Origin of the sequence: Streptomyces sp. BoleA5 (genome assembly GCF_000373665.1) — a bacterium.
Taxonomy (GTDB): domain Bacteria; phylum Actinomycetota; class Actinomycetes; order Streptomycetales; family Streptomycetaceae; genus Actinacidiphila.
The window spans coordinates 365,204-389,563 of sequence record NZ_KB892090.1 but is presented as its reverse complement, the minus strand read 5'-3'; the positions used below and the strand labels follow the sequence as shown (position 1 = coordinate 389,563).

Here is a 24,360-nt window from a genome sequence, read left to right as displayed (position 1 = left end):
TGAGGCAGACCGCACCAGGCCGGGCACGGCGCGGCACGCGGTCCCGGCTAAGGTGTGCTCGACACAACCAAGTCCAATCACGTCCGAGCGGGGGAAGCCGGTGCGAATCCGGCGCTGACCCGCAACCGTGAGCCGTCCCCGGCCGGGGAGGGCCCAGCCGGAGCACCCGCGCGGACGGGAGCGGCTCTTCCGTCGAGGTACACGGAGCCGGAGCCCGGTGCCGTGACCGCGCGCCCGCATCCGTCTGCGCGACCGCTCACCCGAAAGGCACCACCCGATGCATCTGCGCCGCACCGCCGCGGCCGCCCTGGCCGCCTTCAGCACGCTCCTCATAGCCGCGTCGCCGTCACCCTCGCCGGCAGCGGCCCCCGCCGCGCTGTACGGGGACGCCGACCCGACGTACGACGGCGTGTGGCGCCAGTCGTACGCGCTGCTGGCGCTGCACGCGGCCGACATGGAACCGGCCGGTGACGCGGTGAAGTGGCTCGCCGGGCAGCAGTGCGCGGACGGCGGATTCGCCTCGTACCGTCCCGACCCGACGGCGCCCTGCGACCCGGGGACCGAGGACACCAACGCCACCGCCATAGCCGTCCAGGCGCTCGCCGTCCACGGGCAGGACTTCGCCGTCAAGCGCGCCGCCGAGTGGCTCGCCAAGGTGCAGAACCGCGACGGCGGTTGGTCGTACAACCCCGGCGGAGCCTCCGACGCCGACTCCACGGGCGTCGTCATCGGCGGCCTCAAGGCCGCCGGCACCGACGTCAAGTCCGTGACCACCGACGGCCTGTCGCCCTACGACGCGCTGCGCTCCCTCCAGTTGGCCTGCGGCAAGAAGGACGGCGGCGCGTTCGCCTACCAGCCCGACCCCAAGTCGGGTGACCTCGCGGCCAACGCCAAGGCCACCGCCGACGCCGTGCGCGGCGCCGAGGGCGCGGGCCTCGTCGTCGAGGCCCCCGGCCGCGACGTCCCCGTGCGCGACGGGTGCGGCGGCAGCGCCTCCGACGCGGGCGCCGCCTGGCTCGCGGCCCGGCTCACCGCCGGCGGCGGCCACTTCGACGCCGTCACCCCGGGCTCCGACCAGAAGACCCCCGACTTCGGCACCACCGCCGACGCCGTCATCGCCCTCGTCGCCGGCGGCCATCTCGACGCCGCCAAGGGCGCCTACAACTGGCTCGCCGCCAACTCCGGCGCCTGGGCGAAGGACAACCCCACCGCCCTCGCACAGCTCGCCCTCGCCGCGTACGCCACCGGCAACCCGATGCGGGACCACGTCACGCGGCTCAGCGCCCTCGGCCCGGTCGCCCAGCAGAAGCCCGAGTCCTCGGACGGCAGTTCGGTGTGGTGGATCGTGGGCGCCTGCCTGGTCGCCGGCATCGGCATCGGGGTGCTGCTCGCCGGCCGGAAGCACCGGCTGTGAGGCGGCCGCCCCTCACGGCGGCGGCACTCCTCCTGGCCCTGGTGGCCGCCCTCGTCTCGACGCCCGCGCACGCGGCCGCCTACCGGTACTGGTCCTTCTGGCAGCGTGACGCCGCCACCGGCGCCTGGACGTACGCGACGACCGGGCCGGCCCTCAGCCGCCCCGGCGACGGTGCCGTGGAGGGCTGGCGCTTCGGCGTCAGCCCCGACGCCGACTCGGCCGCCCGCCCCCGCGGCACGGCCCGGTTCGCCGCCGTCTGCGAGGGCACCCCGGCCCGCCCGGGCACCAAGCGGGTCGCCCTGCTGCTCGACTTCGGCACCGCCGCCGACGCCCCGGCCATCCGCACCGCCTGCGCCCGCGTCCCCGCCGACGCCACCTCCGCCGACGCCCTGGCCGCCGTCGCGCCCCCGCTCCGCTACAACTCCGCGGGCCTGGTCTGCGCCATCGCCGGCTACCCCGCCAAGGGCTGCGGCGAGCAGGTCGCCGACGCCGCCGCACCCCCCGCCCCCACCTCTTCCCCGGGCCCCGCGCTCGGCACGTACGGCGCCGCAGGAGTCGTCCTCCTCGTCGTCGCGGCCGCCGCCTGGCAGGTCCGCCGCCGCCGGAGCGACCGCCCGTGACCGCCGGCACACCCCTGCCCCGACCGCCGAGGGCACTCACGCTGCCGGTTCGGCTGCGCCCCCGTGACCGCCGCGACGGCTCGCCCACCCCGGACACCCGCCGTTCCGCCGACGCTGCTCCGCCCCGGCCGCGACAGCGATCAGTCGTGCCGTCCGGTGACACCCCCGGCGCACCACGCACGGCGAACGCGACCGACGGGCTGTCCAGGGCATCGCGAGCCCTCGCGCTGCTTCCCCGGCCGCGCCCGCGCAGCCGCGACGCCTCGCCCACCCGCGACGCCTCGCCCACCCCGGACGCCCGCTCGGCGACCCCCGCTGCCCGTCGGCAACCCCGCCCCGGCACACCGGTGTCGATCGAGCCGGCCATCACCCCCGGCTCCGGCGGGACACCACGCACGGCCGGCCCGGCCGCCGCCGAGGCCCGGGCATCGGCAACCCCCGCCTCGCCCGCCCCGGTCACCCACCGTTCCGGCGCGGCGGTCCGGCCCCGGCGGGCGATCGTGCCCGCGGGCAGCGACGAGCACCCCCTTCGCCGAGGCCCCCGAAACGGCGGCGGCTCCGGCCGCTTGCGGGCGCTGCGACGGCGGCCGGAACGCACCGGGCAGGCCGGCGCCGCGGGCCCGCGGCCTGCGGGCCGGGCGCGCGGGCCGCACGCCGGGGCGTGGTGGCTGTGGGCGCTGGGCCTCTCCACCGCCGCGTCGCGGACGACGAATCCGGCGCTTCTCGCGCTGCTCGCCGCCGTCGCCGGTTACGTCGTGGCCGTGTGCCGGGTGCCGGACACGCCCTGGTCGCGGTCGTACGCCGCGTTCCTGCGCCTGGGCCTGGTGGTCGTCGTCATCCGGCTCGCCTTCGCCGTCGTCCTGGGCTCGCCGATCCCCGGCACGCACACCCTGCTGACCCTCCCCGAAGTGCCGCTCCCCGACTGGGCGCAGGGCGTCCGTCTCGGCGGGCGGGTGACCGCCGAGGGGCTGTGGTTCGCCTTTCGCGAGGGCATGCGGCTGGCCACCCTCCTGGCGTGCCTCGGTGCCGCGAACGCCCTGGCCAACCCGGCCAGGCTGCTGAAGTCGCTGCCCGGCGTCCTGTACGAGGCGGGCGTCGCCGTGGTCGTCGCGATGACGTTCGCGCCCCATCTGGTCGCCGACGTGCGGCGGCTGCGGACGGCCCGCAGACTGCGGGGCCGCACGGAGAAGGGCGTACGGGCGCTGCTCGAGGTCGGCCTGCCCGTGCTCGAGGGCGCCCTGGAGCGTTCCGTCGCCCTCGCCGCCGCCATGGACGCCCGCGGTTACGGACGCACCGCCGCGGTGCCGCCTGCCGTGCGCCGGGCGACCGCCGCGCTCACCCTCGGCGGCCTGCTCGGACTGTGCGCGGGCACGTACGCGCTGCTGGCCGCCACGGGAGCCGCGTACGGCCTGCCGCTGCTGCTGGCCGGACTGGCCGCCGCCGTCGCCGGGCTGCGGCTCGGCGGGCGCCGCTCCGTCCGTACCCGTTACCGCCCCGACCGCTGGGACGCGACGGCATGGCTGATCACCGCCTCGGGGGTGGCCGTCGCCGCGCTGACGATCTGGGCCGCCGCCGCCTCCCCCGCCGGCCTGGACCCGCCCGTGGTACCGCTGACCGCGCCCTCGCTGCCGCTGTGGCCCGCGGCCGCCGTCCTGCTCGGACTGCTGCCCGCACACCTGAAGGGAGCCCGCCCGTGATCCGCTTCGAGCAGGTCTCCGTCACGTACGACGGCGCCGCCGGACCCGCCGTCGCCGGTGTCGACCTGACCGTCCCCGAGGGCGAACTCTGCCTGGTCGTCGGGCCCTCCGGCACGGGCAAGTCCACGCTGCTGGGCGCCGTCTCCGGCCTCGTGCCGCACTTCACCGGAGGCGTCCTCACCGGCCGGGTCACCGTCGCCGGGCACGACACCCGCACCCACCGGCCGCGCGAACTCGCCCATGTCGTCGGCACCGTGGGCCAGGACCCGCTCGCGCACTTCGTCACCGACACCGTCGAGGACGAACTCGCCTACGGCATGGAGTCGATCGGCCTCGCCCCCGACGTGATGCGCCGCCGCGTCGAGGAGACCCTCGATCTGCTCGGCCTCGCCGACCTGCGCGACCGCCCGATCGGCACCCTCTCCGGCGGGCAGCAGCAGCGCGTCGCCATCGGCTCGGTCCTCACCGTCCATCCGCGGGTGCTGGTGCTGGACGAGCCGACGTCCGCGCTCGACCCCGCCGCGGCCGAGGAGGTGCTCGCCGTCCTGCAGCGGCTCGTCCACGACCTGGGGACGACCGTGCTGATGGCCGAGCACCGCCTGGAGCGGGTCGTGCAGTACGCCGACCAGGTCGTCCTCCTCCCCGGCGCGGGCGCCGCCCCGGTCTCCGGTCCGCCGGCCGAGGTCATGGCGCTCTCGCCGGTGCGTCCGCCGGTCGTCGCCCTCGGCCGCCTCGCGGGCTGGTCCCCGCTGCCGCTGTCGGTGCGCGACGCCCGCCGCGCCGCCGCCCCGCTGCGGGAGCGCCTCGCCGGCCGCACCCCGCCCGCGCCGCCCGGGCCCGCCACCGGCGAGCCCGTCGCCGCCGTCTCCCGGCTCACCGTCCGCCGCGGCCGCGTCGAGGCGCTGCGCGGGGTGGACCTGACCGTACGTCCCGGCGAGACCGTGGCCCTCATGGGCCGCAACGGCGCGGGCAAGTCGACCCTGCTGTCCACCCTTGCGGGGATGCGGGCGCCCACCTCGGGCAGCGTGGACGTCGGCGGCCTGGAGCCGTCCCGCGCCCGGCCCGCGGAGCTGATCCGCCGCGTGGGCCTCGTCCCGCAGGACCCCCGGGACCTGCTGTACGCCGACACCGTCGCCGCCGAGTGCGCCACCGCCGACGCCGACGCCCGCGCCACCCCCGGCACCTGCCGCGCCCTGGTCGGCGAGCTGCTGCCCGGGGTGGCCGACGGCACCCACCCGCGCGACCTGTCCGAGGGGCAGCGCCTGGCGCTCGCCCTCGCCGTCGTGCTGACCGCCCGGCCCCCGCTGATCCTGCTCGACGAGCCGACCCGCGGCCTGGACTACGCCGCCAAGGCCCGGCTCGCCGCGCACCTGCGCACGCTCGCGGCGGACGGCCACGCCGTCGTCCTGGCCACCCACGACGTCGAACTCGCCGCCGAACTCGCCCACCGCGTCGTCGTCCTCGCCGACGGCGACCTCGTCGCGGACGGTCCCACCGCCGAGGTCGTCGTCTCCTCCCCCGCCTTCGCCCCGCAGGTGGCCAAGGTGCTCGGCCCGCTGCCCTGGCTGACGGTCGGCCAGGTCGGGGCGGCCCTGGCGGGAACGGCGTGACCGCGCGTCCGCCGCGCGCCGTCCGGCTGGGCGGGCGGGCCGTCGCCGCGCTGACGCTGGTCTCCGCGATCGGCGTCGCCGCGTTCGGCTGGCCGCTGCTCGCCGACCCTGGCTCCGGGCTCGCCCACAGCGAGGACGCGCCCTGGCTGTTCGCCCTGCTGCTGCCGCTGCTGCTCGCCGTCGTCATGGCGACGATCGCCGACGACGAGGACGGCCTGAGCGCCAAGTCCGTCGCCATGCTGGGCGTGCTGGCCGCCGCGGGCGCGGCCCTGCGCCCGCTCGGCGGCGGCACGGCGGGCATCGAGCCGATGTTCTTCCTCGTCGTGCTGTCCGGCCGGGTGCTCGGCCCCGGCTTCGGCTTCTCCCTGGGGGCGCTGACGATGTTCGCCTCGGCCCTGCTCACGGGCGGGGTCGGGCCGTGGATGCCGTTCCAGATGCTCTCGATGGGCTGGGTGGCCCTCGGCGCGGGCCTGCTCCCCGGCGCCGCCCGGCTGCGCGGCAGGGGCGAACTCGTCCTCCTCGCCGGGTACGGGGCGGTGTCCTCGATCGCGTACGGCACGATCATGAACCTGCAGGGCTGGCCGTATCTCGGCGGCGCGTCCTCCGGGGTCTCCTTCGTGCCGGGCGGCCCGCTCCCGGACAACCTCGCCCGCTTCGTCGCGTACTGCCTGGCCACCTCGCTGGGCTGGGACGTCCCGCGTGCCGTGCTCACGGCGGTCCTCGTCCTCACCCTGGGCCCGTTCGTGCTGCGCGCCCTGCGCCGGGCCACCCGGCGCGCCGCGTTCGGCGCGCCGGTGGCGTTCGGCGAGGGGGACGCGCCCGGTGCGCCCGGTGCGCCCGGCGTGCCGCCTCCGTCGCGCTGACCGTACGAGGCCGCGAGCGGGCAGGCCCTCGCCGGAGGGCGGGCGAACCCCGCCGGGTCAGATCCGCTGGATGATCGTGCCCGTGGCGAGCGCCCCGTCCGCGCACATCACGATCAACGCGAACTCCTTGTCGGCGCGCTCCAGTTCGTGCAGCGCCGTGGTGATCAGCCGGGCCCCGGTGGCGCCCACGGGGTGGCCCAGGGCGATCCCCCGTTGACGTTGACCTTCTGCAGGTCCTGGTCGAAGACCTGCGCCCAGGACAGCACCACCGAGGCGAAGGCCCCGTTGACCGACGAGGTCGATGTCGTTCAGCGTCATGCCGGCCTTGCCGAGCACCGTGCGCGTCGCGCCGATCGGTCCGTCCAGGTGGTAGCGCATGTCCGCGCCGACCAGCGCCTGCGCCACGATCCGGGCCCGCGGCCGCAGTCTCAGCGCCCGCGCCGTCCGCTTGGACGCCCACATCACGGCCGCCGCGCCGTCCGAGATCTGCGAGAAGTTCCCCGCGGTGTGCACGGCCGTCGGCATCATCGCCTTCAGCCCGCCCAGCGCCTCCCTGCTGGTGTCGCCCAGGCCCTCGTCACGGTCGACCAGCCGCCACATGCCCTGGCCGGCGAGCTGCTCGTCCCCCGTCGTGGGCACTTGCACGGCGAAGGTCTCCCGCTTGAAGCACTCCTCGGCCCAGGCCCGCCCCGCCCGCTCCTGCGACAGCAGCCCGAGCCGGTCCATGTGCTCCCGGGTCAGCCCGCGGCGCCGGGCGATGCGCGTCGGCATCTTCTACGCCTCCGCCAACCACGACCCCGAGGTCCTCACGTCCTCCGACACTTTCGACATCACCCGCGACCCCACCCCCACCTGGGTTTCGGTGGTGGCGGCCCCCACTTCTGCCTCGGCGCCAGCCTCGCCCGACTGGAGATCGACCTCATCTTCAACGCCATCGCCGGCACCCTCCCCGCCATCCGCCTCGCGGCCGAGCCCCGCCGCCTCCGCTCCCCCTGGCTCAACGGCGTGAAGGAACTCCGTGTGACCTACACCTGACGCCGCGCGTGCGTTTACCGGTCACCGGGTATGGCAGGGTAGGGTGTGCTTTCGCGTGTCCAGCGGGCGTGTAGCTCAGCGGTAGAGCGCTGCCCTTACAAGGCAGATGTCGGCGGTTCGAAACCGTCCACGCCCACCAGTGAGAAGACCCCCAGCCGGTCATGGCTGGGGGTCTTTGACATCCAGATCCGACATCAACGGCCACGCTCACTCGCGACCGGGACGCCTCCGAAGCAGCCGGTCCATGTGGCTCACGGCCTCACGCTGGGTGTCCTGCACGACGTGCGTGTAGACGTTCATCGTGACGGCGATCTGGGAGTGGCCCAGGATCTCCATCACGACGCGGGGCGCGACGCCGGCCGCGGTCAGCAGCGTGGCGCAGCCGTGCCGGGCATCGTGCAGCCGGATCACGCGAAGGCCGGCGCTTCCCGCCACGCGCGTGAATGAGCGGTACAGGTTCCGCGGCTCGACAGGCCGCCCCGTGCGGGTGGTGAAGACGTAATCGGTCTCCGTCCACTGCTCCCCCGCTCGCTCGCGCATGGCCGCCTGGCGCATCCGCTGCCACCTCAGAGGAGCGACGCACATCGCCGGCAGGGGAAGCGACTGCTTGCGGCGGCGTCCCTTGGGGTCATCGTCGTACACCTCTCCATGGACGCGCTGACGCTGCTTGCGGACCCGGATCACGCGCTGCTCCAGGTCGACGTCCTGCCAGCGCAGACCGATGATCTCGCCGCGCCGGAAGCCGAGCGCGATAGCGATGACGAAGGCCGCGTACAGCGGATCGGTCCGGGCCGCCGCGAGGAAGTCCAGCGTCTCGTCCAGCGACCACGGCGACAGATCTCGCTGCTCGACCTGCGGCGGCTCGACAAGCGACACCACGTTGCGCGCGATCAGCTCCTCACGGCAGGCAGCCGACAGCGCGGAGCGCAGCACCTTGTGCGACTCCTTGGCGGTGGCCGCGGTGGTCTGCTCCTCCAGGCGCGCGAGGAACCGCCGGACGTCGGCGACGCTCAGGGCCTCCAGCTTCTTAGAGCCGAGTAGAGGCACCAGGTACAGCCGGACATGCACTTCGTACTTGGCGAAGGTCGTGCGCTTCCGCCGGGGCTTGATGACGTTCTCCAGCCAGTACGGCAGCCACTCGCCAAGCCGGGCCGACCGCGTGGGCACGGGGATGCCGGACTCGACCTTGTCGAGCAGCTCGCGGCGCTTGATGTCGCACTCGGCCCAGGTCTTGCCGTAGGCGAACTTCCGGGCCCGGGTGCCGTCCGGCTGGAGGACGTAGACGGCAGCTTGGTAGCGGCCGTCCTTGCGCTTGGTGATGGTGCCGGCGCCGTTGGGGTTGCGCTTGCGTTGTCCGGGCATCAGGCAGCGGCCTCCTCGGTCTCATGGGCGATGAAGTCCCGTAGGGCGTCGGCGGGGATGCGGCGGGCGCGGCCGATGGTGATGGAGACCAGGCGGCGCGAGCGGATCAGGTCGTAGACGGTGGAGCGTCCGAGCTTGAGCCGCGCCATGACTTCCGGCACGGTCAGCAGCTCCGCGGTCGTGGTCGTCATGCTGCGGCTCCTTCCAGGGCCAGTTGGTCGCGCAGGGCTTCGCGGGCGGTGTCGCGGTTGAGCTGGAGGTCCCGGGCGATGGATGCGGCGAGGACCGATTCGCCGGGGGTGTGGCCGTGGCCGGCGTATTGCCAGTCGGCCAGGACGAGCACGGTGGGGTCCTGGTCGTAGTCAGGCAAACCGAGGGCGTCACGTTGCTGGGCAGCGCGGTAGTCGGCGCGGATCTGCCGGAGGGTGCCAAGGGTGGTGGAGTAGCGGCGCGACTTGGTGGAGAAGTGGCCGCGGAAGCCGAGCATGTGAGCCCAGGCCCACAGCCGCCGGTCGGGATACAGACCGTCCAGGTCCCAGCAGGCTTGGATGAGGCGGCGCGCGTGGTCGGGCACGCCGTGGCGGTCGAGTTCGGCGAGTTCGCCGATGCGGCGGTCCAGAGTGCCAGTGGTCTCGGCTGCTTTGGTGGCGTACTTGGCGACGTATGCTGCGACGGCCTGCTCGGTGATGTCGGTCCCGGCGTCGAAGGCACGGATGGGGCGGATGTCGAGCTGCGTTCCCCAGCGCAGCGCGCGGGCAGGCTGCCCGTCTGCGGCCGGAACGTTGATGGTGGTGTAGGCGTGGGTGGCGGCGGCACGGATCGCGTCGTCCAGCAGGGTCGTGGTGGCCCAGGCCGGCGGCGAGGTGTCGGGGCCTTCCGGACCGTCGATGCGGATAACGGCGTGGAAGTGGACGGCGCCGCGCTTCTGAAACTCGGCGACCTTTCCGTACGAGAGGCAGGCGACGTCGGCGAGGGCGCGTTGGGACAGTCCGGCACGAGCGGCGATCTCGCGGCGGAGACGGTTGGTGAACCGTATGTACAGCTCTCCGGCGTGATTGTTGAAGAGCACCGCGGAGGCGTAGTCGTAGGTCTCCGGGTTCAGTGGGGTGCCGAGGGCGGGGTCGTTGTCGCTATGGGTGGTGCCGCAGCGGCAGCGGCCGGTGTCGGGCTGGTTGTGAACCGGGCCGAAGGAGGGCGCCGTGAAGGTAGCGAAGACCCGGGGGTGGTCCCGGACGGCGCCCGGGATGCCCTTGGCGTCGTCTCCGGCAAGTCCGGCGCGGATGAGGTGGTACGTGTCGCCTGCGTAGACGGTGGCACAGGGCTGGCAGCGGGAGGCCCGTCGGTTACCGCAGGCGATCCGTAACCGACCGCCGGGTTCGTCGGCAGTGGTGTAGGCGTGCAGGGTCTCGCCGGTGGTCTTGTCCTTGACCGCAGTCCAGCCGCGCAGGTGGACGGGGCTGGCGCAGCCTCCGGCGCGGTGGATCTGGTCTTCCCAGCGGTGGTAGTCCGGGGCACCGGCCACTCGCAGGAGATCCCGCAGGATGGTCGGGTCCAGCCCGGTCGGAGCCATGACGGTCATGCGCGGCCCCCGTCGAGGGTGGTGCCGGTGATGGCTTCGACGAGGGCGGAGACGAGGACTTCGGCGACGGGGGGTGTGACGGCGTTGCCGTACTGGCGGACCTTCTCGCGCTTGTTGCCCAGGACGGCGTAGGTGTCGGGGAAGGCCATACCGCGGCCGATCTCGCCGGGTTCGAGCATCCGGAACAGCACCGCGTCCAGTTCGACGGCCGGACAGTTGACCAGGGCGTAGCGATCGCGCGTGGTCAGTGTGCCGACCGGTTCGGCCACGGTGCGGGCGGTACCGGTGCCGTAGTACGGAACGAGGAGGGTGTCCCAGTGGACGGGTTCGAGGGCGGTGACCAAGCCGTGGTGGTTCCCGGACGCTGTGACCGTGGCCAGGGCATCAGTGACCGGTCGGGCGTCGGAGGAGCCGCCGCGGAGTTCGGCGATGAACGGCAGCCAGGCCAGGCCGGTTTCGTTGCGGGCGGTCTGGGTGCGCAGCGGGTCCCTAGCCGGGGCAGCCTGCTTGCCTTCCCTGCCCTCGACCGGCACCAGCAGCGGCGGCACTGCCAAGGCGTCGTTCTCGCGGGTGGTGCGGGTCGGCATCGGTTCGGTTACCGGGGCGGGGTCCGTGCGCCAGGTGCCGCCGGCCGGAACGGTGACGGGGAGGGCGTAGCGGTCGAGGCCAGCGCGGATGCGGGCGAGGGTCTTCGGGGACAGGCCCTTGGGCCGGTCGGCGATCGGGGTGCCGGGACGGGTCCAGTCGATCGCCACCGCGGCGGGCAGCACGCCCGGCTCCACAACCGAGTTCCGGCAAGCCGCACGCGGGCAGCGGTACACGTACTGCTGGCGGTAGCGGCCCATGTCCCGCCGGGGGTTCTTGAACGACTGCACCGCGCTCACGGCCTGCTCGCACACCGGGCACCAGGCGGTGGGGCGGAGCCAGCGGCCCCAGTCGGGGTCGCGGCCCAGGTCCGCCCGCCAGTAGGCGAGGTAGAGGCGGTCGCGGGACTGCGGCGCGGGTGCCGAGCGGACCGGCCGGGCGTGCATGGAGTTCAGCGCGATCAGCCGGGTGCGGTAGCCCAGGGCCCGGATTGCGGCGACCCATTCGGTCCACCGGTACCACGCGCGCACGTCGATGACGTTCTCCACCACCCCTGCGAGGACGGGCTTTCCGCGTGCGGCGCAGGCTTCGAGGTAGCGGGGAACGTCCCACATCAGGGCCCTAGACCGGTCGGTCGCCGCGTCGGGGAGGGTGTCGCCGAACAAGTCGGGCTGGGCGTCGAAGTCCCGCCGCTTGCCCCGTGCGTTGGACCACTGCGGACACTCCGGCGAGGCCCAGAACAGGTCAGCGGCCGGGAAGCGGGCGACGTCGGCGTCGTGCAGGTCGCCCAGGAAGTGATCCGCCCCAGGGAAGTTCTTCGCGTGCGAGGCGATGGCCTTGTCCCAGTGGTTCGCGGCCAGCACCGGACGGACACCCGGGACGGCGGCGGCACCGGAGGAGGAGCCGCCCGCACCGCAGAAGAAGTCGACGTAGGTCAGCACGAGGCACCCGCCCTCACCGAAGCCGGAGCGGCGGTCGGCCGGGAGGTGCCGGAGCCGGAGCAGGCCGGGCAGGTGACGCGGAGCGTGGCGCGGGAGCCGTCCGGGTGGCGGGTGCCGGTGGTGATGGCGGCGACGGGGAAGCCGTCGCAGTGGCCGCAGACACGGGCGCCAGGGCGAGGATTCGAGGGCATGATGATGAAGTCCTTTCGGGTCCTTTGGATCTGGAAGGGAGCAAGGCGCCCGGGGCGGTCGATGCTTGGCGGCGTGTGCCGCCCCGGGGGCCCGTCAGCGCTTGTGCTGGCTGTTGAGCAGGGAGCGCAGGACGACGGCGCATACCGCGATAGACACAGCGGTGATGGCGACGGCGAGCAGCAGCGAGACCAGGACCGTTCCAACAACCAGGACGGCGGCAGTTCCTCCGGCGACGACGGTGATCAGGCCGCTGGGGGTGAGCTGCACCGTCGGCCGGGACGCGGTGACCGGGACCGGCGCCGCAGTGGTGTGCTGGAGCTCCACGGCACTGGTGGACGTCGGCGGAATGACGACACCGGTCGCGGTGGGGTTGGTCGGGATCTTGGGACGGAGCATGGCTGTTCTCCTCTCGGGCCTACTTGGTGGTGCCGTTGACGATCTCGACGCCGGTACGGGTACCGGAGTCGACGGCGGGGGCGAGGAAGGTGTCGGCGAGGTAGAAGCCGCCGAGGACCAGGACCAGGACGAGCCAGGTCGGGACACGGGTGAGCTTGAGGCCGAAGTAGCCGAGGGCGGCCAGGACGGCTATGAGCGGCAGGTGGACGGTCATGGCGTTGGTCTCCTCTCAGCCGATGCGGCAGCGGTGGGTGCGGGCGGCGAGCGTGGCGGCGGCGCGGGTGGCGTAGTCCGAGGACCAGCCGCAGCGTTCGGCGGTGCACACCGCGGCATGGCGACTACGGCCGTAGGGGTCACGGAAGGCGCCGATCTGAACGGGGCCGACGTGAGCGATCGAGTGGAACTGGTCGCGGCGGGCCATGGTGGATCTCCTCTCAGGTGAGTTGGGCAGCGATAGCGGCGGCGAGCGGTGCGGGGACGCCGAGCCGGGCGCGCAGGGTGTCGGTGTCGATCTCGGTGCCGGATGCCGCACGGTGGGCGTCGGCGACCTTGTGGGCGTACGCGAGCAGCGCGGCCGGTACTGGTGGTGCAGGCGGCGCCGGCAGGGCGGGCGGGGCAGGCTCGGAGCCACCGACGGCTTCCCGTTGCGACTCGACCGCAGCGATGGGCTCCGGGTCCGGCTCGACGGGTTCGGCCGCATCGGCGGGAGCCGGGGCGTGCACGAGGAGGGTGCCGCCGAGGAAGGCCAGGGCGGGCCAGCCTGCGACGAGGATGCGCAGCCAGGCGGGCACGTCTGCCAGGTCGAGGAGCCCGGCGGTGGCGATGTTCGCCCCGAGGGATGCGGCGAGGGCGACGGCGAACCAGAACCAGGCCGCACGGACCGGACTGTCGGTGGCGCGGAGAAGGCGCAGGCGGCGCCAAGCGGCGACCAGCAGCAGGTCCACGGAGACCGGGTAGGCCCAGGCTTTCCAGCCGTGCTGTCCAGCGGCTTCGGCGATGTCGTGGAGGTGGGCGAAGGACAGGGCACCGGCGATCACGGCCTGTACCAGCACGGCATCCGGCCGGAGCTTTGAGCGCATGGCGGTTCCTCCATCCAGGGTGTTGGGTCGGTGCCGGGCGGGGCATGGTGGCCGGTCGCCCGGCACCAGGTCATTCGGATTCGGTGGCCTCTCCGGAGCCGAAGCAGGTCAGGCAGATGCCGGCCTGTCGGTGATCGGTCTCGGCGCGCTTGCGGCCAATGCGGACCGGGACGGCGACCTCACCTGTGCCCTTGCACACCGGGCAGGCGGGCGGTTCGGGAGCGGGTTCCTTCCGGGTGGCCGTGGCGGCTGTTTCTTCCGGTGATTGAGGCATGGCGGTGGTAGGGGCTTGGCACGGGGTGGTCGCGCCGACCGTGGTTCGGGGGTGGTTCAGGCTGTGACGGGCACCGGCTTGGCCAGGCCTGTGGGCTCGACTTCGCGCAGCGGGCGGAAGGCGGCGAGGGCGGCCGGCTCGGGAGTGAGGTGCGCGTGCTCGTTGCAGGCGGTGACGGCTTGGCGGAGCGTGGTGTGGGGGGTGCGGGTGCGGACCCATCCGCCGGAGGAGTCGCCGCAGATCGCCAGGCCGGGGCGGTTGGTGGGGATGGTCTGCACGGCGAGCACGGCGTCGGGGTTGATGTCGCCGAAGGCCATCTTGGCGGAGGCTTCGTCGTTGACGCGGTGCGCGACGCGGCCCGTGAGCTGGGCTCGGAGCATGGTGATTCCGTCGCCGAGTTCGGAGCCGAAGCGCTGTCCGCAGATCTCCAGGTAGATGCCGGCGGCGCGGCCGAGCTGGGCCAGGCGGACCAGCGCGGTGACGATCCGCTCGCGGCGCTTCTTCTCCGCCGTGGTGGACCACAGGGCGAGTTCGGCGACCTCATCTATGAGGACAACGATCGGCGTCGGTCGCTCATCTTCCAGCAAGCCCCAGATGTCGGAGGTGATCTCCGCGTCCGGGGTGTCGGCACTGATCCGCTGCTCGCGGCGGATGACCTGGTACGTGTCCGCCATCATGGCCACGAGCGCTTCAAGCAGGTCGGCGGCGTCATCGGGGTTGTCCGCCAGGGCGGAGAAGCGACGTGCCAACGGGGCGAGTTCGACGCCCTGCTTGCAGTCAATCCCGACCAGGGCGACCCGCTGCGAGGCCAGCTCGCGCACGAGGTTGCGCTGATAGACGGACTTGCCGGACTGGGTGGCCCCGAGGTTCAGTGCGTGCGGTGTCTCGCGGTAGTCGCGGTAGTGGACCGTGCCGTCATCGCGGAGCGCGACCGGGATCCGCAGGACCCCGCGATCGGCCCGGACGGGCATCTGGACGCGCTTGAGGACGTCGTAGCCGGTCATGGCGACCTCGACTACCCCGGCCTTGATCTCGCGGGAGGTGACCCCGTGCATCCGGAAGGAGTGCCGCAGACGGTCGGTGGCGGCGGCCACGTCGAAGGCGTCCTGTCCGGGCCGGAGCCGAAGGCGCAGCACCAGTCCTGTGCGGGTGACCCGGATCCGGGAGAGCCGCGCCGGCCGGTCCGGTGGGACATCGCTGTTGGTGGCGCGGGCCCACATCAGTCGAGTCCGGGATGGCGGGACGGTCAGCCCGCATGCCTCCATCACCGAGGCGTAGGTGAACCGGATGCGTACGACGGCGATCAGGGCGCCGATGGTGAGCCAGTACCAGGCCGGACGGCGCCAGCGCAGGACCAGCACCCCGGCTCCGGTTAAGCCGGCCAGGACGGTGAGCCAGGTTCCCGACATGACTCAGCCCTGTCCGTTCGCGGCGGCCGGGACGAGGGCGGTCACCGCGGCGGCGCGGAAGCTGATGCCATGCCGCTTGGTGCCGTTGAACTCGTTCTCCCACGGTCGGGCGACCAGGCCTGTCAGCGCGACCGGGGTGCCCATCACCAGCTCGCCGGAGATGTCGGGCTCGGCAACGGTCACGGTGATGACCTCGGCGGAGCCGTAGGCCGCGTACATGACGTCCACGGTCATCAGCGTGTGCCCGGTCTCCGGGTCCATGGCGATCACGCCGTTCTTCTTGTCGCGCATCTTGATCTGCGGGGGCTGGGCCACCAACACGGCCGCAGCGGAGGTGTCGACGGGGATCTGACGCATGATGGAACTCCCTTTCAGGGGACGAGGAGCGGCGGACTGCTTGGCGGTAGGGCGCCGCTCCCTGGCTTGTGTTGAGGGTGAGCGTGCAGCGAGCGTCACGTCTCACTGTGATGCAATACGTTCTAGATCACAAGAGGGTTGGGTGTATCACCTCGATCTGACTCGCACTAATCGGTAGCCTCGACACATGAGCGTCCGTGCCGATGACCCCAGACCGCCCAAGGTGCAAGTAGCCGCGATTCTGCGGGACGAGATCACCTCGGGCGGGATCGCACCGGGTCAACGGCTGGACTCGGTTCGGGCGCTTGCCCTGCGATTCGGCATCGCCTCTCAGACCGTGACGAGCGCTCTGAAGATCCTGATCGAGGAAGGCGTCATCCGGTCGGTGCCCAACCGCGGGTACTTCGTCCAGTCACCGACCGACGATCCTCAGGGATCGTCCGAGTATCAGGCGATCGTGAAGCGGCTCGACGAGGTCAGCGAGGCCGTCCGTCTCCTCACGGATCGGGTGGCCGACCTTGAGGGAACAGTTCGGCGTGACGGGAAGTAGCGAGCGCGCGAACGGCGTCGATTCGCTCGCCCAGGTCGCGGACATCGCCGGCCAGGCGGTCGAGCCGAACCGCCAGGTCCCGCAGCTCTTCCGGGCTGAGATCCCTGGCATCCGGTGTCGGGGGTGTGCTCTCCATGCCTTCGAGTCAACCGCCAACGCGGGCGCACCACCATGAACGAGCAGTGCAGCACCAGCGCGCTCGTAAGGCACTTGCCATGCACATCAGCGACCGGCTTACGGCGGGGGTCCATCAGTGGACGTGATCGAGGTCTGGAACGGCCAGTACGCCTGCACCTTGCAAGCCGCCCTGCGAATGACCAACGAGGCGTTTGCGACTCACCTCGGCATCGGCATTCGCACGGTCGCCACCTGGCACGCCGACCCAACCATCGTGCCCCGAGCTGAGATTCAACAGCTACTCGATTCCGTCTACGAGAAGGCCTCAGCAGCGGTACGGCAGCGGTTCCATCTCCTCACCGCCAGCAGCACCGCCCACGACTCCACGCCGGCCGCGGTGGGCGCCCCTGCCGCACAGGCCTTACGAGTCGCAATAGCTGTCGTGATCCGCGCCGAAGATGTCCTGATGGTCTGCCGCCGATCCGACGACGCCACCGGGATCACCTGGCAGTTCCCCGCTGGAGTCGTGAAGCCGGGCACAAAGCCCGAAGTCGCGACCATCCGCGAAACCCTTGCGGAGACCGGCGTCCACATCGCCGTCCGGCAGCACCTCGGCAGCCGCCTGCACCCGATCACCGGTGTCATGTGCGAGTACTTCCTGTGCGAGTACCTGGCCGGAGAGGCCCACAACAGCGACGTGTTGGAGAACGTCGACGTCATGTGGACGCCTAGAAACTCAGTTACGCGATTCATCCCCGCCGATAGACTCTTTCCGCCGATCTTGGCCGCTCTGGAGGAGCAGACATGACGCAGCAGACCGACGAACAGCCCGGCATCTCCGCCGCGATCGTGGTCCAGGAAGGGCGCGTCCTGATGGTCCGGCGGCGGATGCGCGAAGGCGAGCTGTCCTGGCAGTTCCCCGCCGGAGGCATCGAAGCCGGCGAGAGCCCCGAGGAAGCCGCCGTCCGGGAGACGCTCGAAGAGACCGGGCTCACCGTGAGCGCCACCAAGCTCCTGGGCGAGCGCGTCCACCCCAAGACGAAGCGGCTGATGTCCTACACCGCATGCGATGTCGTGTCCGGTACCGCGCACGTAGCCGACGAGGAAGAGCTCGCCGAGCTCGCATGGGTGGCCCACGCCGAGATCCCCGAGTACGTCCCGTACGGGCTGTTCGAGCCGGTACAGGACTACCTCGACGGCGCGCTGATCAAGTAGCCGATCACTACGAGAACCAGTTCTAACGACCCTGAGCCACGGCGTAGACCGCTTCGATCTGCGCCGTGGCTCAGCTCCCCGCTCAGCTCCCGATACCTCACGTGTTCTGCGGATCACGCGCACATCGAGGAGCGAGGGACCTCCGTCCACTTCACGTGCTGAAGCAAATGAGGCTGCCACGCTGCAAGCCGAGGGGGTCGCCTGTGTCGGCAGCCAGGTCTGCCGACAGGGCGAATCGGGCGCCTACGGATTCGACCCAGCCCCGCGGTTCTTAGCCCTGAGAAGCGCCTTCAGGGTGGCGTGAACCGTCTCCCCAGAGTAGACGGCAGGTTGGGGTGCATGGAGCTGCTTCACGCGAATTGCGGCCCGGACGAGGAATCCTCGGCTGAATTCATAGTTCTCCCTAGTCATAAACTTCGGCTCGAACCAGAGTTCAGTGTCCGGCTCGGTACGGGTTCCCGGCCAACGTGGGCCTCCGTGATGCCGGGGAACAAGGCTGACGAACCGACTGTATTCCGCGTAGTTAAGGTCGAGGAGAAAAACGGGCCAGTAGTGCCGCAGCACAAATATGTCAGTCTCTACGATGCTCACGAGAGGCTCCCAGTCGGTGCCTCGACTGGCACGCCGCAGCGCCGGGCGGTCAGCATTGACCAACTCGGGCTTGATGAAGGACCCAAAGAGCATCTGGAAGGCGTCATGGAGGTAAAGCATCGCGATAGCAATCGCATTGACGGTCGCCATCGACGCCAGTTCGTCGGCCTCTTCTAGGAGTTGGCGAGCCCGGGTGTCCTCGACCAGCAAATCCATGCTGATTTCATCAAAGTCGACGTTGAATACCATTGGCACGGTGTCTGCAAAGAAGGTCGTCACGTCGGCACGGACCTGCTCGATCGTCGAGACCGACGGGATGAGTCCGTGGTGCTTAAAGGCGACTCGCGCATCATTCATTCGCTTCATTGGCCCTCGGCTGGGGAGCACAATGTTCTTCTGCTTCTGGGTCGCCGTCCAGTAACTCTCGAATGTTGAGCTCTTCTCCAGCTGGACGCCCAGGAACCCTGTCGCTTGGTGCAGGAGGTTCTCCACCGAGTCATGGAAAAGAAGCAGAGAATCGGCGTCGAAGGGGTGGGCTTCATGCGAGATTCGCTCTGCGCGTTCATAGAGTGCCTTGGTGTGAGTCAGGCGGTTCATCTGGACTTGGTCTAGCCCGCTCATGGTTGTCCGCTCGTCGTAGGGCTGGGATTCCGAGGTCGATGGCTGTTCGGCGTCGTCACGATGGTCGGCACGAGGGTAAGCGTGAGGGTAAGTCGTCGACCTCCCCACCCAGCGCTCTGAGCCAAATCACTGACGGCGCTTCAGTAGATCGTCCTCCAGGTCGTCGAGCAGCGCGAGCACTTTTGCGTTGACCTGCCGCCCGGGGTACCGGCTACAGGCATGTTCGCGTTAGAAGGCGGCACCGAAAGGGTGTTCGCAGGGGGAGAGTTCGACTCGGCAATGTTAATGAGAGGCTGTCAGTCTCGGGTCGACGATGCGACGCCCCCACCGCTGGGCTAGTTCACGTCCCCTCGATCTTGCCTCCATCACTCCGCGACTGACCAACAGATCACTCATGAACCCTCAGGAGTCTCGGCACAGCCAAGATCACGGGAGCGAGAGTGGCCGGTCCACACTTGAGCATGATCAGCCGTTCCAAACGCGGTGGAACTTTCCCTACTTCATCAAGGCGCTCCCGCCGCGCAGAGCGCGGCGGCGCGCGGCCCGGCGCCTCGGCCCGACGCTCCTGTCTTCGCCCCGCTCCGGCCCGGCCGCCGGCCGCCCGCCAGACGGCGAAGGGGGTGCTGAGGGGAAACCCGCCGTGGCTGAGGCGGTCGGCTCCGCGGCTTTACGCAGCCACCATGGGGCGAGCCTCGAAGATCGGGGCCCACATCGGGCTATTGCGGGCAGGTCGACAGACTGCCCGAGTCGCCAGCAGCTTACGGGCCCCGATCTCTCGCCCCATGGCAGCTCCTGCCCAAAGCCGCTACGCCGACCTCATTGCCCAACTACAGCGCTCGTGGTGGGAAAAATTCACTGAACTGACGCGTCGTCAATCAGCCCGTGAGGGGGCTGTCCTTGAGGCCCACCGAATCGCGCAATTACGTCGGATTCCACCGAGGATGGCGGAACGTTGTCGACCAAGATGATCTGAGCTCCACGCCCTGATGATTCCAGCCAGCCTTGAATGTGCGCATAGACTCGACGCACAATCGCCTCTCCTAGAACGACCGGAGTATCCGCATCGCTTGCGTCGCTACCCTCCTCTTCATCTGCCAGTTCAGTTGACGCCGGGCCGGAATCTGGTGCCAGATTTTTTTGAGGACTGTCAATCATCAAGAACCCCGGATGGCGTCCGCCTTCCTCGAAAGAGAGCTCAAAAATCGTCAACTCCCAAGCCAGAGCGATCAACGTCATGGCCCCGGCAGATCCGACCCGGTCGTAGCGAACACCACGCACCCATGGGATCAAATTCCTGTCAATCTCGGCATCGTGCAGTTTGGGGTAACCGAAGCTACCCAAAATCGAAGAGAACCGTCGCGTGAGATTGGCGATTAGAGCATCTTTCCCTCGCTGACTCGACTCTGCTGCTGCCATCCTCCGACGGGCCTCAGAGAGTCGAGCAGCCAATGCCTGGACCGATCGATCTCTCTCTTCTACGGATTCAAGCATGCGCTGCTGTTGCCGGATTTGATCGCGGGCGCGATCAGCATCACCCACGGCTCCAGTGGCCGCATCCCGCTCTGCAATCAGCGGCGTGATGGCCTCACGCGTGAGTTCATCAAAGCGCATCTGCAACCGTTCCGCCTCGGCATCGAGATTCTCAGTCTCCTTGCGTGCCGCGATTACCTCACGCTCAATAGACTCAACGTATCCGTTAAGTTCGGTCAATCTCCTTTTCATGCTGTTAAGTTCCTTGGCCACGTCCAAATCGTCATCACCACTTGACGCTGACTCTTCAGACGGCGAAGAAATCGCATAATGCACGAGATGGGGAACTTCTGAACGACAGAGAGTGCAGTGCCCGTCCACAACTGCGACATGGGACAGGTCCGAGGAACAGGCTGGACATTTGACCACACCCAGCGGGTCGAATAGCCTCCTGGCCTCCATCAGCATGCTCAATTTTTTGAGATCGTCGGAATACTGGGCACGCAACGGGCCAAGCCTCCTGAGAAGCGTCTCACGCTCACGCACCAGGCTGGCACTTTCCCGGGCTGACTGTAGCTTGTCCAGGTATTCACGGCGGACGTTTTCCGCGAAAGCCGTTCTCTCTCGGGCAACAACATTGACCCGCTCCAAGCCTGCGAGAGCCTGCCGATAACGACTATCCGCCTCAGCCTTTGCGGCATTGAGAGAGATTGGATTGTCAGGGATGCCTTGGTCGCGGATGAACCGCCAGACGGCATTTAGCCCTTGCCTCTCGCCGGCTAGCTCTTTTTGTAGCTCAGAGATTTGGGTTGATAGGGCCGCCCCATGCTCGTCAAAAACATCAAATACTAGATCGACTACCTGGCGGAGCTTAATGGCTTTATGTGGCGTATTTTCGAGAGCGAGATTCTTATTGTCGAGCCGCGTATTACTCAAATACCACAGGGGTGCTACGTCTCTGATGCTAAGAGCATGCGTGGCTGAGTCATGCCTTGTCGGCGCTACTCGCAAACGCATCCCGTCGAGACCGCAGAGCTGCAGCAAGAACTTCGAAAGGCTTTCCTCTGCTGCAGAATCTGCCGACACCACGCGCGGTGCTACCGAGTCGAGTTGGTCAAGATTTCCTGAAAAGATAAGCACATCACGCGTAGAACCTTCCACGCTCCGCTGGATAACGAAACGCTGATGTGCATATCCAAGTCGGGAAGCATCCGGGGAATTATCGGTAGACTGGTCAGCCTCCGTCAGCCGCTCAACAGGGACCTCAGCTTCGACGGCGAGCTGGACTGCCTTGACTGCGTCAATCACCTCGGGATGCTGTGGATAGTTCCCCGCACCAAGGCAGTATTCGATAAATTCCAGCACCGTTGTTTTCCCAGTGCTAATCTCTCCCGCAATAATACTGATGGGCCGACACGAGCCGTCCGCACCTACGAAATCGACACGATAGTCTTTCCTGTACCCCAAGAGGCGGAGTCCTAGAATCCTCACCCTGGAGCCGTGGAGAGTGGCGATCACCGATTACCCCCATCACACATCGTAAAGGTCCAACATTGCGGGATCGGCATTTAGCCAGGAACTGCAAAAATCCTGTAGTTTGCTGTCGGGAATCTTCCGCAGCCTCTGCGTGATCACCTCGGCGCTCGTTCTATAGGCATCGGCATATACGCTCGTGAGTTGTTCGGAGAGCTCAGATCCACTGGTCGTCAAAACGCACACCCGGTATCCCTTCTCGATTGCCACTCGCACGAGGTCGTAGGCCACCAGCAGGGCTAGGTCCTGCTCGATTCGATTCCTTCGAGTGATAAACCGATGTCCGGGTGATGCATAGCTCATGGGCTTCACAGAGAACCCTGCAAGTACGAGACGTTTAAAGTCGGGCTCGTCAGGTTGGACGACTAGGAATGGATTCGCAGCAAAAAAATCCAGCACTCCCAAGCGTTCGATACTCGGCAACGCCTTCTGGTCTTGCATTGTTTCGAGAAGGAGGACCAGTTGAGCCAGACGAAATTCCTCCTCATCTTCGGGTCGAAAATAGTGTTCAAAGTCGCTCTTTGCGCGGCTGACGTTGGGCTCAATTGGAGACATCTTCGCCCCCCGTCCCCTCACGGGAAACACTAGTAGCGGTGCTCTCCGTGTCTTCCTGTTCCGAAAAAGTTGGCGACAGCGGGCCGTCCTCAGCTTCTTTGAAATAAGCCGCTGCCACATCTCGGTAGTCTCGTACCCAGCCGGCTCGACCAGCATCAACCCGCTGATGAATCATCCCAAAGGCGTGCACCACATTAGACCGAATTTCCGGGGGAAGGTTCGGGTGGTGCTCGCGAACTGCGTCCATGACACGCTCATAGAGTCCGACCAGCTTCCTGCCGGAAGATACTTGCAATGCGCTATTAAATCTTTGCGCCCACAGAGACGCCAGAACTACTTTCGTATCGGCTAGAGCCTTCATCTCATCCGGAATTCCCTTGTCCGTGATTTCGTGGCTGAGGATCTCGGCATTGAAGAACTCTTCCTTTGCCTCCTCGCAGGCGAGCATCTCCGCTTCGCGCATCTGCCGAACAAAGAGAGCCCCCTCATACTGTTCGTAATCCTCAAGAGTTTCGGTGTGCCGCTGCACCCTAGGTGGTAGCGCCACAGTCGGATTGAAGTAGTACTCCCTGATCTGCCGAGCATCCTCAGACTGCAGAATCCGGCGCAACCTCAAGGCATTCCATAGTTCAATGGTCACATTATCCCGCTTTTCCATCCGCCCCTTCCAGCCCTTCCACCATTTCTCTGTAGGGCCGTCCAGATTGACCGGGATACACAGAGTCCAACTGGCAAGGATGTATCCTTCCCGGACTGCGCAGGCAAGTGCTTGCTCATAAGCGTCACGGACCTGCTTTTTCTGCGATTCTCCAAATTCGTCGATGAAATACTTCGACTGCCAAACGCTTACTTCGCCTCCAATTAGGGATCCAACGTAGGCATCAATCCCCCAGTCGCCCGGATTCGCCTCAATGGTCGAACAGTTCGGATACTTCACGTCAACGAGGTCCTGGACCATCTGTTCGAATAGCGCCCGACCTCCATCGACATTGCCGGTTCTTATCTTAAAGAACTCGAAATTGATAACGCCTGTGCCGACAATAGGTACTTCCGTCATTCGCGTGCGATCCCCCCTCGTACGAGCCGCTGAGGCCCAGGTCGCCATCGTCCCATCAGCCCGGTTTGGTTGACCAGCAGTCTGTCAATGGTTACGGAGCGTGGATGAGATGGGTGGAGTCTGGCCCGAGGGGCCGAGTGGCAGCGAGTGCGCAGCACCCCTTGCCCGGCCAGGCGTTGCGGCCTTCCTCGACGGTGATAGCAGCGATGACGCGGGCGGCGATCGGCGTCGGCAGGGTGCCAGCGCTTCGCCGCTCCTGACGGCAGAAGATGTCTGCAACGGAGCTGTATGCCCAAGGACCTTGGCGGGAGTAGAGACTTGCCGTCTATCCATGTCGTAGCAACGAGGCGGCACGGACGAAGCGATGAACGAACTCCGAAAGCGAGTGTTGCAAGGCCACGCCCGCTCGGCTGGACCCAGACTCAAACTTTGGCGAACCACCCCGGTGGACCGGACGGCCGCTCGCGGGTATGGGTAAGCGTTGGGGATGACGAGCCTGAGACACAGCAGAGGTCGACCTCAAAGAAGACAACACCCAAGGCGATCAGGGGACTCGCGGCTGCGGCTGAGAAGCAAGTGGCTCCGGTCGTGCTTCACAGACTGTTCGCGCGTCGTGCGGCTCCGCGGTGGGCGCCTCAACCTTCGCTATACGCCCGTCGTGGAGGCGCACCGCTCGGCGTTTGAACACCAACCGCTCAACCGGGCGGAGGACCGAGGCTCTGTTCATGCCGACCAGCGAGGCCAACTCTCGCGGCGTGACGGGGCCGGCCTCCAGTGCGGCCAGCACCCGACCCTGCGTCGTGTGCGGCTTCACGTGCCGAACCGAGGGTGATGCCTGCACCATCGGCGCGCACGGGGCGGGCAGGTCGGGCACCCCGTAGCCGAGCATCCCGGCAGCAGCAGCCACGGTCGAGATCGGATCGTCCTCGCCGAAGTCGAACCACTCGCCATGAAGCCGGTGCGCCGCGAAGTGCTGGTGTAGGGCCGACTCCAGCTGTTGTCCGCCCTTCGCTTCCCACAGCAGCACTAGCGGCACGGGGCTGCCGACTTGGAGATCGGCGAGGCGCGCTTCCGGGTCGTTGGATACGCCGATCTTCACGGGGCGCACCACGGGCGAGCCGATCAGGTACACCCATCGTCGAGAGACGCCGCTACCCGGCTGAGCGTCGTTGTAAGCCTGAACGGTCGTCATCGCGGGGACTCCTTAACAGTCTCCGAAGTGGCGCGGCCATGCACCA

The 24,360-nt window shown here is 68.8% G+C and carries 24 protein-coding genes, 1 tRNA gene, 2 pseudogenes and 1 riboswitch; of the genes and pseudogenes, 10 read left to right on the top strand and 17 right to left on the bottom strand.

Annotation, left to right across the window (positions count from 1 at the left end; genetic code table 11):
• Nucleotides 1-62 precede the first annotated feature (62 nt).
• Nucleotides 63-189: riboswitch (cobalamin riboswitch) on the top strand.
• 88 nt (nt 190-277) lie between these two features.
• The 5 genes from B085_RS0101835 (at nt 278) to B085_RS0101815 (ending at nt 6,204) form a co-directional block, all read left to right on the top strand.
• The gene (locus B085_RS0101835) at nt 278-1,414 is read left to right on the top strand and encodes a prenyltransferase/squalene oxidase repeat-containing protein (protein WP_018556845.1); all 1,137 of its coding nucleotides are present in this window, start codon (nt 278-280) and stop codon (nt 1,412-1,414) included.
• Complete coding sequence (locus tag B085_RS0101830) at nt 1,411-2,034, top strand: SCO2322 family protein (protein ID WP_018556844.1); 624 nt, start codon at nt 1,411-1,413, stop codon at nt 2,032-2,034. The genes B085_RS0101835 and B085_RS0101830 overlap by 4 nt, the downstream gene beginning before the upstream one ends.
• A gap of 575 nt (nt 2,035-2,609) precedes the next feature.
• The gene (locus B085_RS40910) at nt 2,610-3,731 is read left to right on the top strand and encodes a CbiQ family ECF transporter T component (RefSeq protein ID WP_051101934.1); all 1,122 of its coding nucleotides are present in this window, start codon (nt 2,610-2,612) and stop codon (nt 3,729-3,731) included.
• Complete coding sequence (locus B085_RS0101820; RefSeq protein ID WP_018556842.1) at nt 3,728-5,341, top strand: ABC transporter ATP-binding protein; 1,614 nt, start codon at nt 3,728-3,730, stop codon at nt 5,339-5,341. Before B085_RS40910 ends, B085_RS0101820 begins: the two co-directional genes overlap by 4 nt.
• On the top strand, nt 5,293-6,204 hold the full coding sequence (locus B085_RS0101815) for an ECF transporter S component (protein WP_106434819.1): 912 nt from the start codon (nt 5,293-5,295) through the stop codon (nt 6,202-6,204). The genes B085_RS0101820 and B085_RS0101815 overlap by 49 nt, the downstream gene beginning before the upstream one ends.
• Before the next feature lie 57 nt (nt 6,205-6,261).
• Here B085_RS0101815 and B085_RS40905 read toward each other — a convergent pair.
• Nucleotides 6,262-6,966 (bottom strand): annotated as a pseudogene (locus B085_RS40905) (steroid 3-ketoacyl-CoA thiolase); the annotation flags it as partial.
• Here B085_RS40905 and B085_RS50355 point away from each other — a divergent pair.
• A pseudogene (locus tag B085_RS50355) lies at nt 6,953-7,239 on the top strand (steroid C27-monooxygenase); the annotation flags it as partial. The pseudogenes B085_RS40905 and B085_RS50355 sit on opposite strands and share 14 nt — an antisense overlap.
• 64 nt (nt 7,240-7,303) lie before the next feature.
• A tRNA-Val gene (locus B085_RS0101800) sits at nt 7,304-7,378 on the top strand.
• A gap of 68 nt (nt 7,379-7,446) precedes the next feature.
• On the opposite strand, the gene B085_RS0101795 is transcribed toward B085_RS0101800, so the two are convergent.
• The 11 genes from B085_RS0101795 to B085_RS0101740 all read right to left on the bottom strand — a co-directional run bounded on the left by B085_RS0101795 (nt 7,447) and on the right by B085_RS0101740 (nt 15,413).
• Nucleotides 7,447-8,601: a tyrosine-type recombinase/integrase gene (locus tag B085_RS0101795; protein ID WP_018556839.1), complete on the bottom strand. Its 1,155-nt coding sequence runs from the start codon at nt 8,599-8,601 to the stop codon at nt 7,447-7,449.
• Nucleotides 8,601-8,792 carry a helix-turn-helix domain-containing protein gene (locus B085_RS0101790; protein WP_018556838.1) on the bottom strand — a complete coding sequence of 64 codons (192 nt, stop codon included), beginning with the start codon at nt 8,790-8,792 and terminating at the stop codon, nt 8,601-8,603. Before B085_RS0101790 ends, B085_RS0101795 begins: the two co-directional genes overlap by 1 nt.
• The gene (gene repSA / locus B085_RS0101785) at nt 8,789-10,180 is read right to left on the bottom strand and encodes a replication initiator protein RepSA (protein ID WP_018556837.1); all 1,392 of its coding nucleotides are present in this window, start codon (nt 10,178-10,180) and stop codon (nt 8,789-8,791) included. The genes B085_RS0101790 and repSA overlap by 4 nt, the downstream gene beginning before the upstream one ends.
• The gene (locus B085_RS0101780; RefSeq protein ID WP_018556836.1) at nt 10,177-11,706 is read right to left on the bottom strand and encodes a DNA cytosine methyltransferase; all 1,530 of its coding nucleotides are present in this window, start codon (nt 11,704-11,706) and stop codon (nt 10,177-10,179) included. Before B085_RS0101780 ends, repSA begins: the two co-directional genes overlap by 4 nt.
• Complete coding sequence (locus tag B085_RS0101775; RefSeq protein WP_018556835.1) at nt 11,700-11,897, bottom strand: hypothetical protein; 198 nt, start codon at nt 11,895-11,897, stop codon at nt 11,700-11,702. The genes B085_RS0101780 and B085_RS0101775 overlap by 7 nt, the downstream gene beginning before the upstream one ends.
• Nucleotides 11,898-11,991: 94 nt before the next feature.
• On the bottom strand, nt 11,992-12,294 hold the full coding sequence (locus B085_RS0101770; protein WP_018556834.1) for a hypothetical protein: 303 nt from the start codon (nt 12,292-12,294) through the stop codon (nt 11,992-11,994).
• A 19-nt stretch (nt 12,295-12,313) separates the two neighbouring features.
• On the bottom strand, nt 12,314-12,508 hold the full coding sequence (locus tag B085_RS0101765) for a hypothetical protein (protein WP_018556833.1): 195 nt from the start codon (nt 12,506-12,508) through the stop codon (nt 12,314-12,316).
• Nucleotides 12,509-12,523: 15 nt separating this feature from the next.
• Nucleotides 12,524-12,715 (bottom strand): mobile element transfer protein, encoded by a 192-nt coding sequence (locus tag B085_RS0101760; protein WP_018556832.1) that lies wholly within the window; start codon nt 12,713-12,715, stop codon nt 12,524-12,526.
• A 13-nt stretch (nt 12,716-12,728) separates the two neighbouring features.
• Nucleotides 12,729-13,373, bottom strand: a complete 645-nt coding sequence (locus B085_RS0101755) for a DUF2637 domain-containing protein (RefSeq protein WP_018556831.1) — start codon at nt 13,371-13,373, stop codon at nt 12,729-12,731.
• Nucleotides 13,374-13,703: 330 nt separating this feature from the next.
• Nucleotides 13,704-15,056: an FtsK/SpoIIIE domain-containing protein gene (locus tag B085_RS0101745; RefSeq protein ID WP_037730914.1), complete on the bottom strand. Its 1,353-nt coding sequence runs from the start codon at nt 15,054-15,056 to the stop codon at nt 13,704-13,706.
• Nucleotides 15,057-15,059: 3 nt separating this feature from the next.
• Nucleotides 15,060-15,413 carry a hypothetical protein gene (locus B085_RS0101740; RefSeq protein ID WP_018556828.1) on the bottom strand — a complete coding sequence of 118 codons (354 nt, stop codon included), beginning with the start codon at nt 15,411-15,413 and terminating at the stop codon, nt 15,060-15,062.
• A gap of 187 nt (nt 15,414-15,600) precedes the next feature.
• On the opposite strand from B085_RS0101740, the gene B085_RS40900 reads away from it, so the two are divergent.
• The 3 genes from B085_RS40900 (at nt 15,601) to B085_RS0101725 (ending at nt 17,295) form a co-directional block, all read left to right on the top strand.
• Entirely contained in the window at nt 15,601-15,963 is a 363-nt protein-coding gene (locus B085_RS40900; protein WP_078619710.1) for a GntR family transcriptional regulator, read from the top strand.
• 253 nt (nt 15,964-16,216) lie between these two features.
• Entirely contained in the window at nt 16,217-16,888 is a 672-nt protein-coding gene (locus tag B085_RS0101730) for an NUDIX hydrolase (protein ID WP_018556826.1), read from the top strand.
• Nucleotides 16,885-17,295 carry an NUDIX hydrolase gene (locus B085_RS0101725; protein ID WP_018556825.1) on the top strand — a complete coding sequence of 137 codons (411 nt, stop codon included), beginning with the start codon at nt 16,885-16,887 and terminating at the stop codon, nt 17,293-17,295. The genes B085_RS0101730 and B085_RS0101725 overlap by 4 nt, the downstream gene beginning before the upstream one ends.
• Before the next feature lie 243 nt (nt 17,296-17,538).
• Here the strand turns inward: B085_RS0101725 and B085_RS0101720 are convergent, their stop codons facing one another.
• From B085_RS0101720 to B085_RS45365, 5 genes are all read right to left on the bottom strand, one after another.
• Nucleotides 17,539-18,483: a hypothetical protein gene (locus tag B085_RS0101720; RefSeq protein WP_158689636.1), complete on the bottom strand. Its 945-nt coding sequence runs from the start codon at nt 18,481-18,483 to the stop codon at nt 17,539-17,541.
• 876 nt (nt 18,484-19,359) lie between these two features.
• The gene (locus B085_RS49050) at nt 19,360-21,342 is read right to left on the bottom strand and encodes a hypothetical protein (protein ID WP_158689635.1); all 1,983 of its coding nucleotides are present in this window, start codon (nt 21,340-21,342) and stop codon (nt 19,360-19,362) included.
• Nucleotides 21,343-21,507: 165 nt separating this feature from the next.
• The gene (locus tag B085_RS49045; protein ID WP_158689634.1) at nt 21,508-22,065 is read right to left on the bottom strand and encodes an ABC-three component system middle component 2; all 558 of its coding nucleotides are present in this window, start codon (nt 22,063-22,065) and stop codon (nt 21,508-21,510) included.
• Nucleotides 22,052-23,122: a serine/threonine protein kinase gene (locus B085_RS49040; protein WP_158689633.1), complete on the bottom strand. Its 1,071-nt coding sequence runs from the start codon at nt 23,120-23,122 to the stop codon at nt 22,052-22,054. Before B085_RS49040 ends, B085_RS49045 begins: the two co-directional genes overlap by 14 nt.
• Nucleotides 23,123-23,666: 544 nt before the next feature.
• On the bottom strand, nt 23,667-24,314 hold the full coding sequence (locus tag B085_RS45365) for a GIY-YIG nuclease family protein (RefSeq protein ID WP_018556822.1): 648 nt from the start codon (nt 24,312-24,314) through the stop codon (nt 23,667-23,669).
• Nucleotides 24,315-24,360: the final 46 nt, after the last annotated feature.

Coding starts and splice junctions, on each gene's coding strand:
- B085_RS0101790 (WP_018556838.1), bottom strand. CDS start 8,792: ATGACGACCACGACCGCGGAGCTGCTGACCGTGCCGGAAGTCATGGCG.
- B085_RS0101725 (WP_018556825.1), top strand. CDS start 16,885: ATGACGCAGCAGACCGACGAACAGCCCGGCATCTCCGCCGCGATCGTG.
- B085_RS0101795 (WP_018556839.1), bottom strand. CDS start 8,601: ATGCCCGGACAACGCAAGCGCAACCCCAACGGCGCCGGCACCATCACC.
- B085_RS0101755 (WP_018556831.1), bottom strand. CDS start 13,373: ATGCGCTCAAAGCTCCGGCCGGATGCCGTGCTGGTACAGGCCGTGATC.
- repSA (WP_018556837.1), bottom strand. CDS start 10,180: ATGACCGTCATGGCTCCGACCGGGCTGGACCCGACCATCCTGCGGGAT.
- B085_RS49040 (WP_158689633.1), bottom strand. CDS start 23,122: ATGACGGAAGTACCTATTGTCGGCACAGGCGTTATCAATTTCGAGTTC.
- B085_RS45365 (WP_018556822.1), bottom strand. CDS start 24,314: ATGACGACCGTTCAGGCTTACAACGACGCTCAGCCGGGTAGCGGCGTC.
- B085_RS0101740 (WP_018556828.1), bottom strand. CDS start 15,413: ATGCGTCAGATCCCCGTCGACACCTCCGCTGCGGCCGTGTTGGTGGCC.
- B085_RS49045 (WP_158689634.1), bottom strand. CDS start 22,065: ATGTCTCCAATTGAGCCCAACGTCAGCCGCGCAAAGAGCGACTTTGAA.
- B085_RS0101835 (WP_018556845.1), top strand. CDS start 278: ATGCATCTGCGCCGCACCGCCGCGGCCGCCCTGGCCGCCTTCAGCACG.
- B085_RS0101775 (WP_018556835.1), bottom strand. CDS start 11,897: ATGCCCTCGAATCCTCGCCCTGGCGCCCGTGTCTGCGGCCACTGCGAC.
- B085_RS0101745 (WP_037730914.1), bottom strand. CDS start 15,056: ATGTCGGGAACCTGGCTCACCGTCCTGGCCGGCTTAACCGGAGCCGGG.
- B085_RS0101765 (WP_018556833.1), bottom strand. CDS start 12,508: ATGACCGTCCACCTGCCGCTCATAGCCGTCCTGGCCGCCCTCGGCTAC.
- B085_RS0101760 (WP_018556832.1), bottom strand. CDS start 12,715: ATGGCCCGCCGCGACCAGTTCCACTCGATCGCTCACGTCGGCCCCGTT.
- B085_RS0101770 (WP_018556834.1), bottom strand. CDS start 12,294: ATGCTCCGTCCCAAGATCCCGACCAACCCCACCGCGACCGGTGTCGTC.
- B085_RS40900 (WP_078619710.1), top strand. CDS start 15,601: ATGAGCGTCCGTGCCGATGACCCCAGACCGCCCAAGGTGCAAGTAGCC.
- B085_RS0101720 (WP_158689636.1), bottom strand. CDS start 18,483: ATGAACCGCCTGACTCACACCAAGGCACTCTATGAACGCGCAGAGCGA.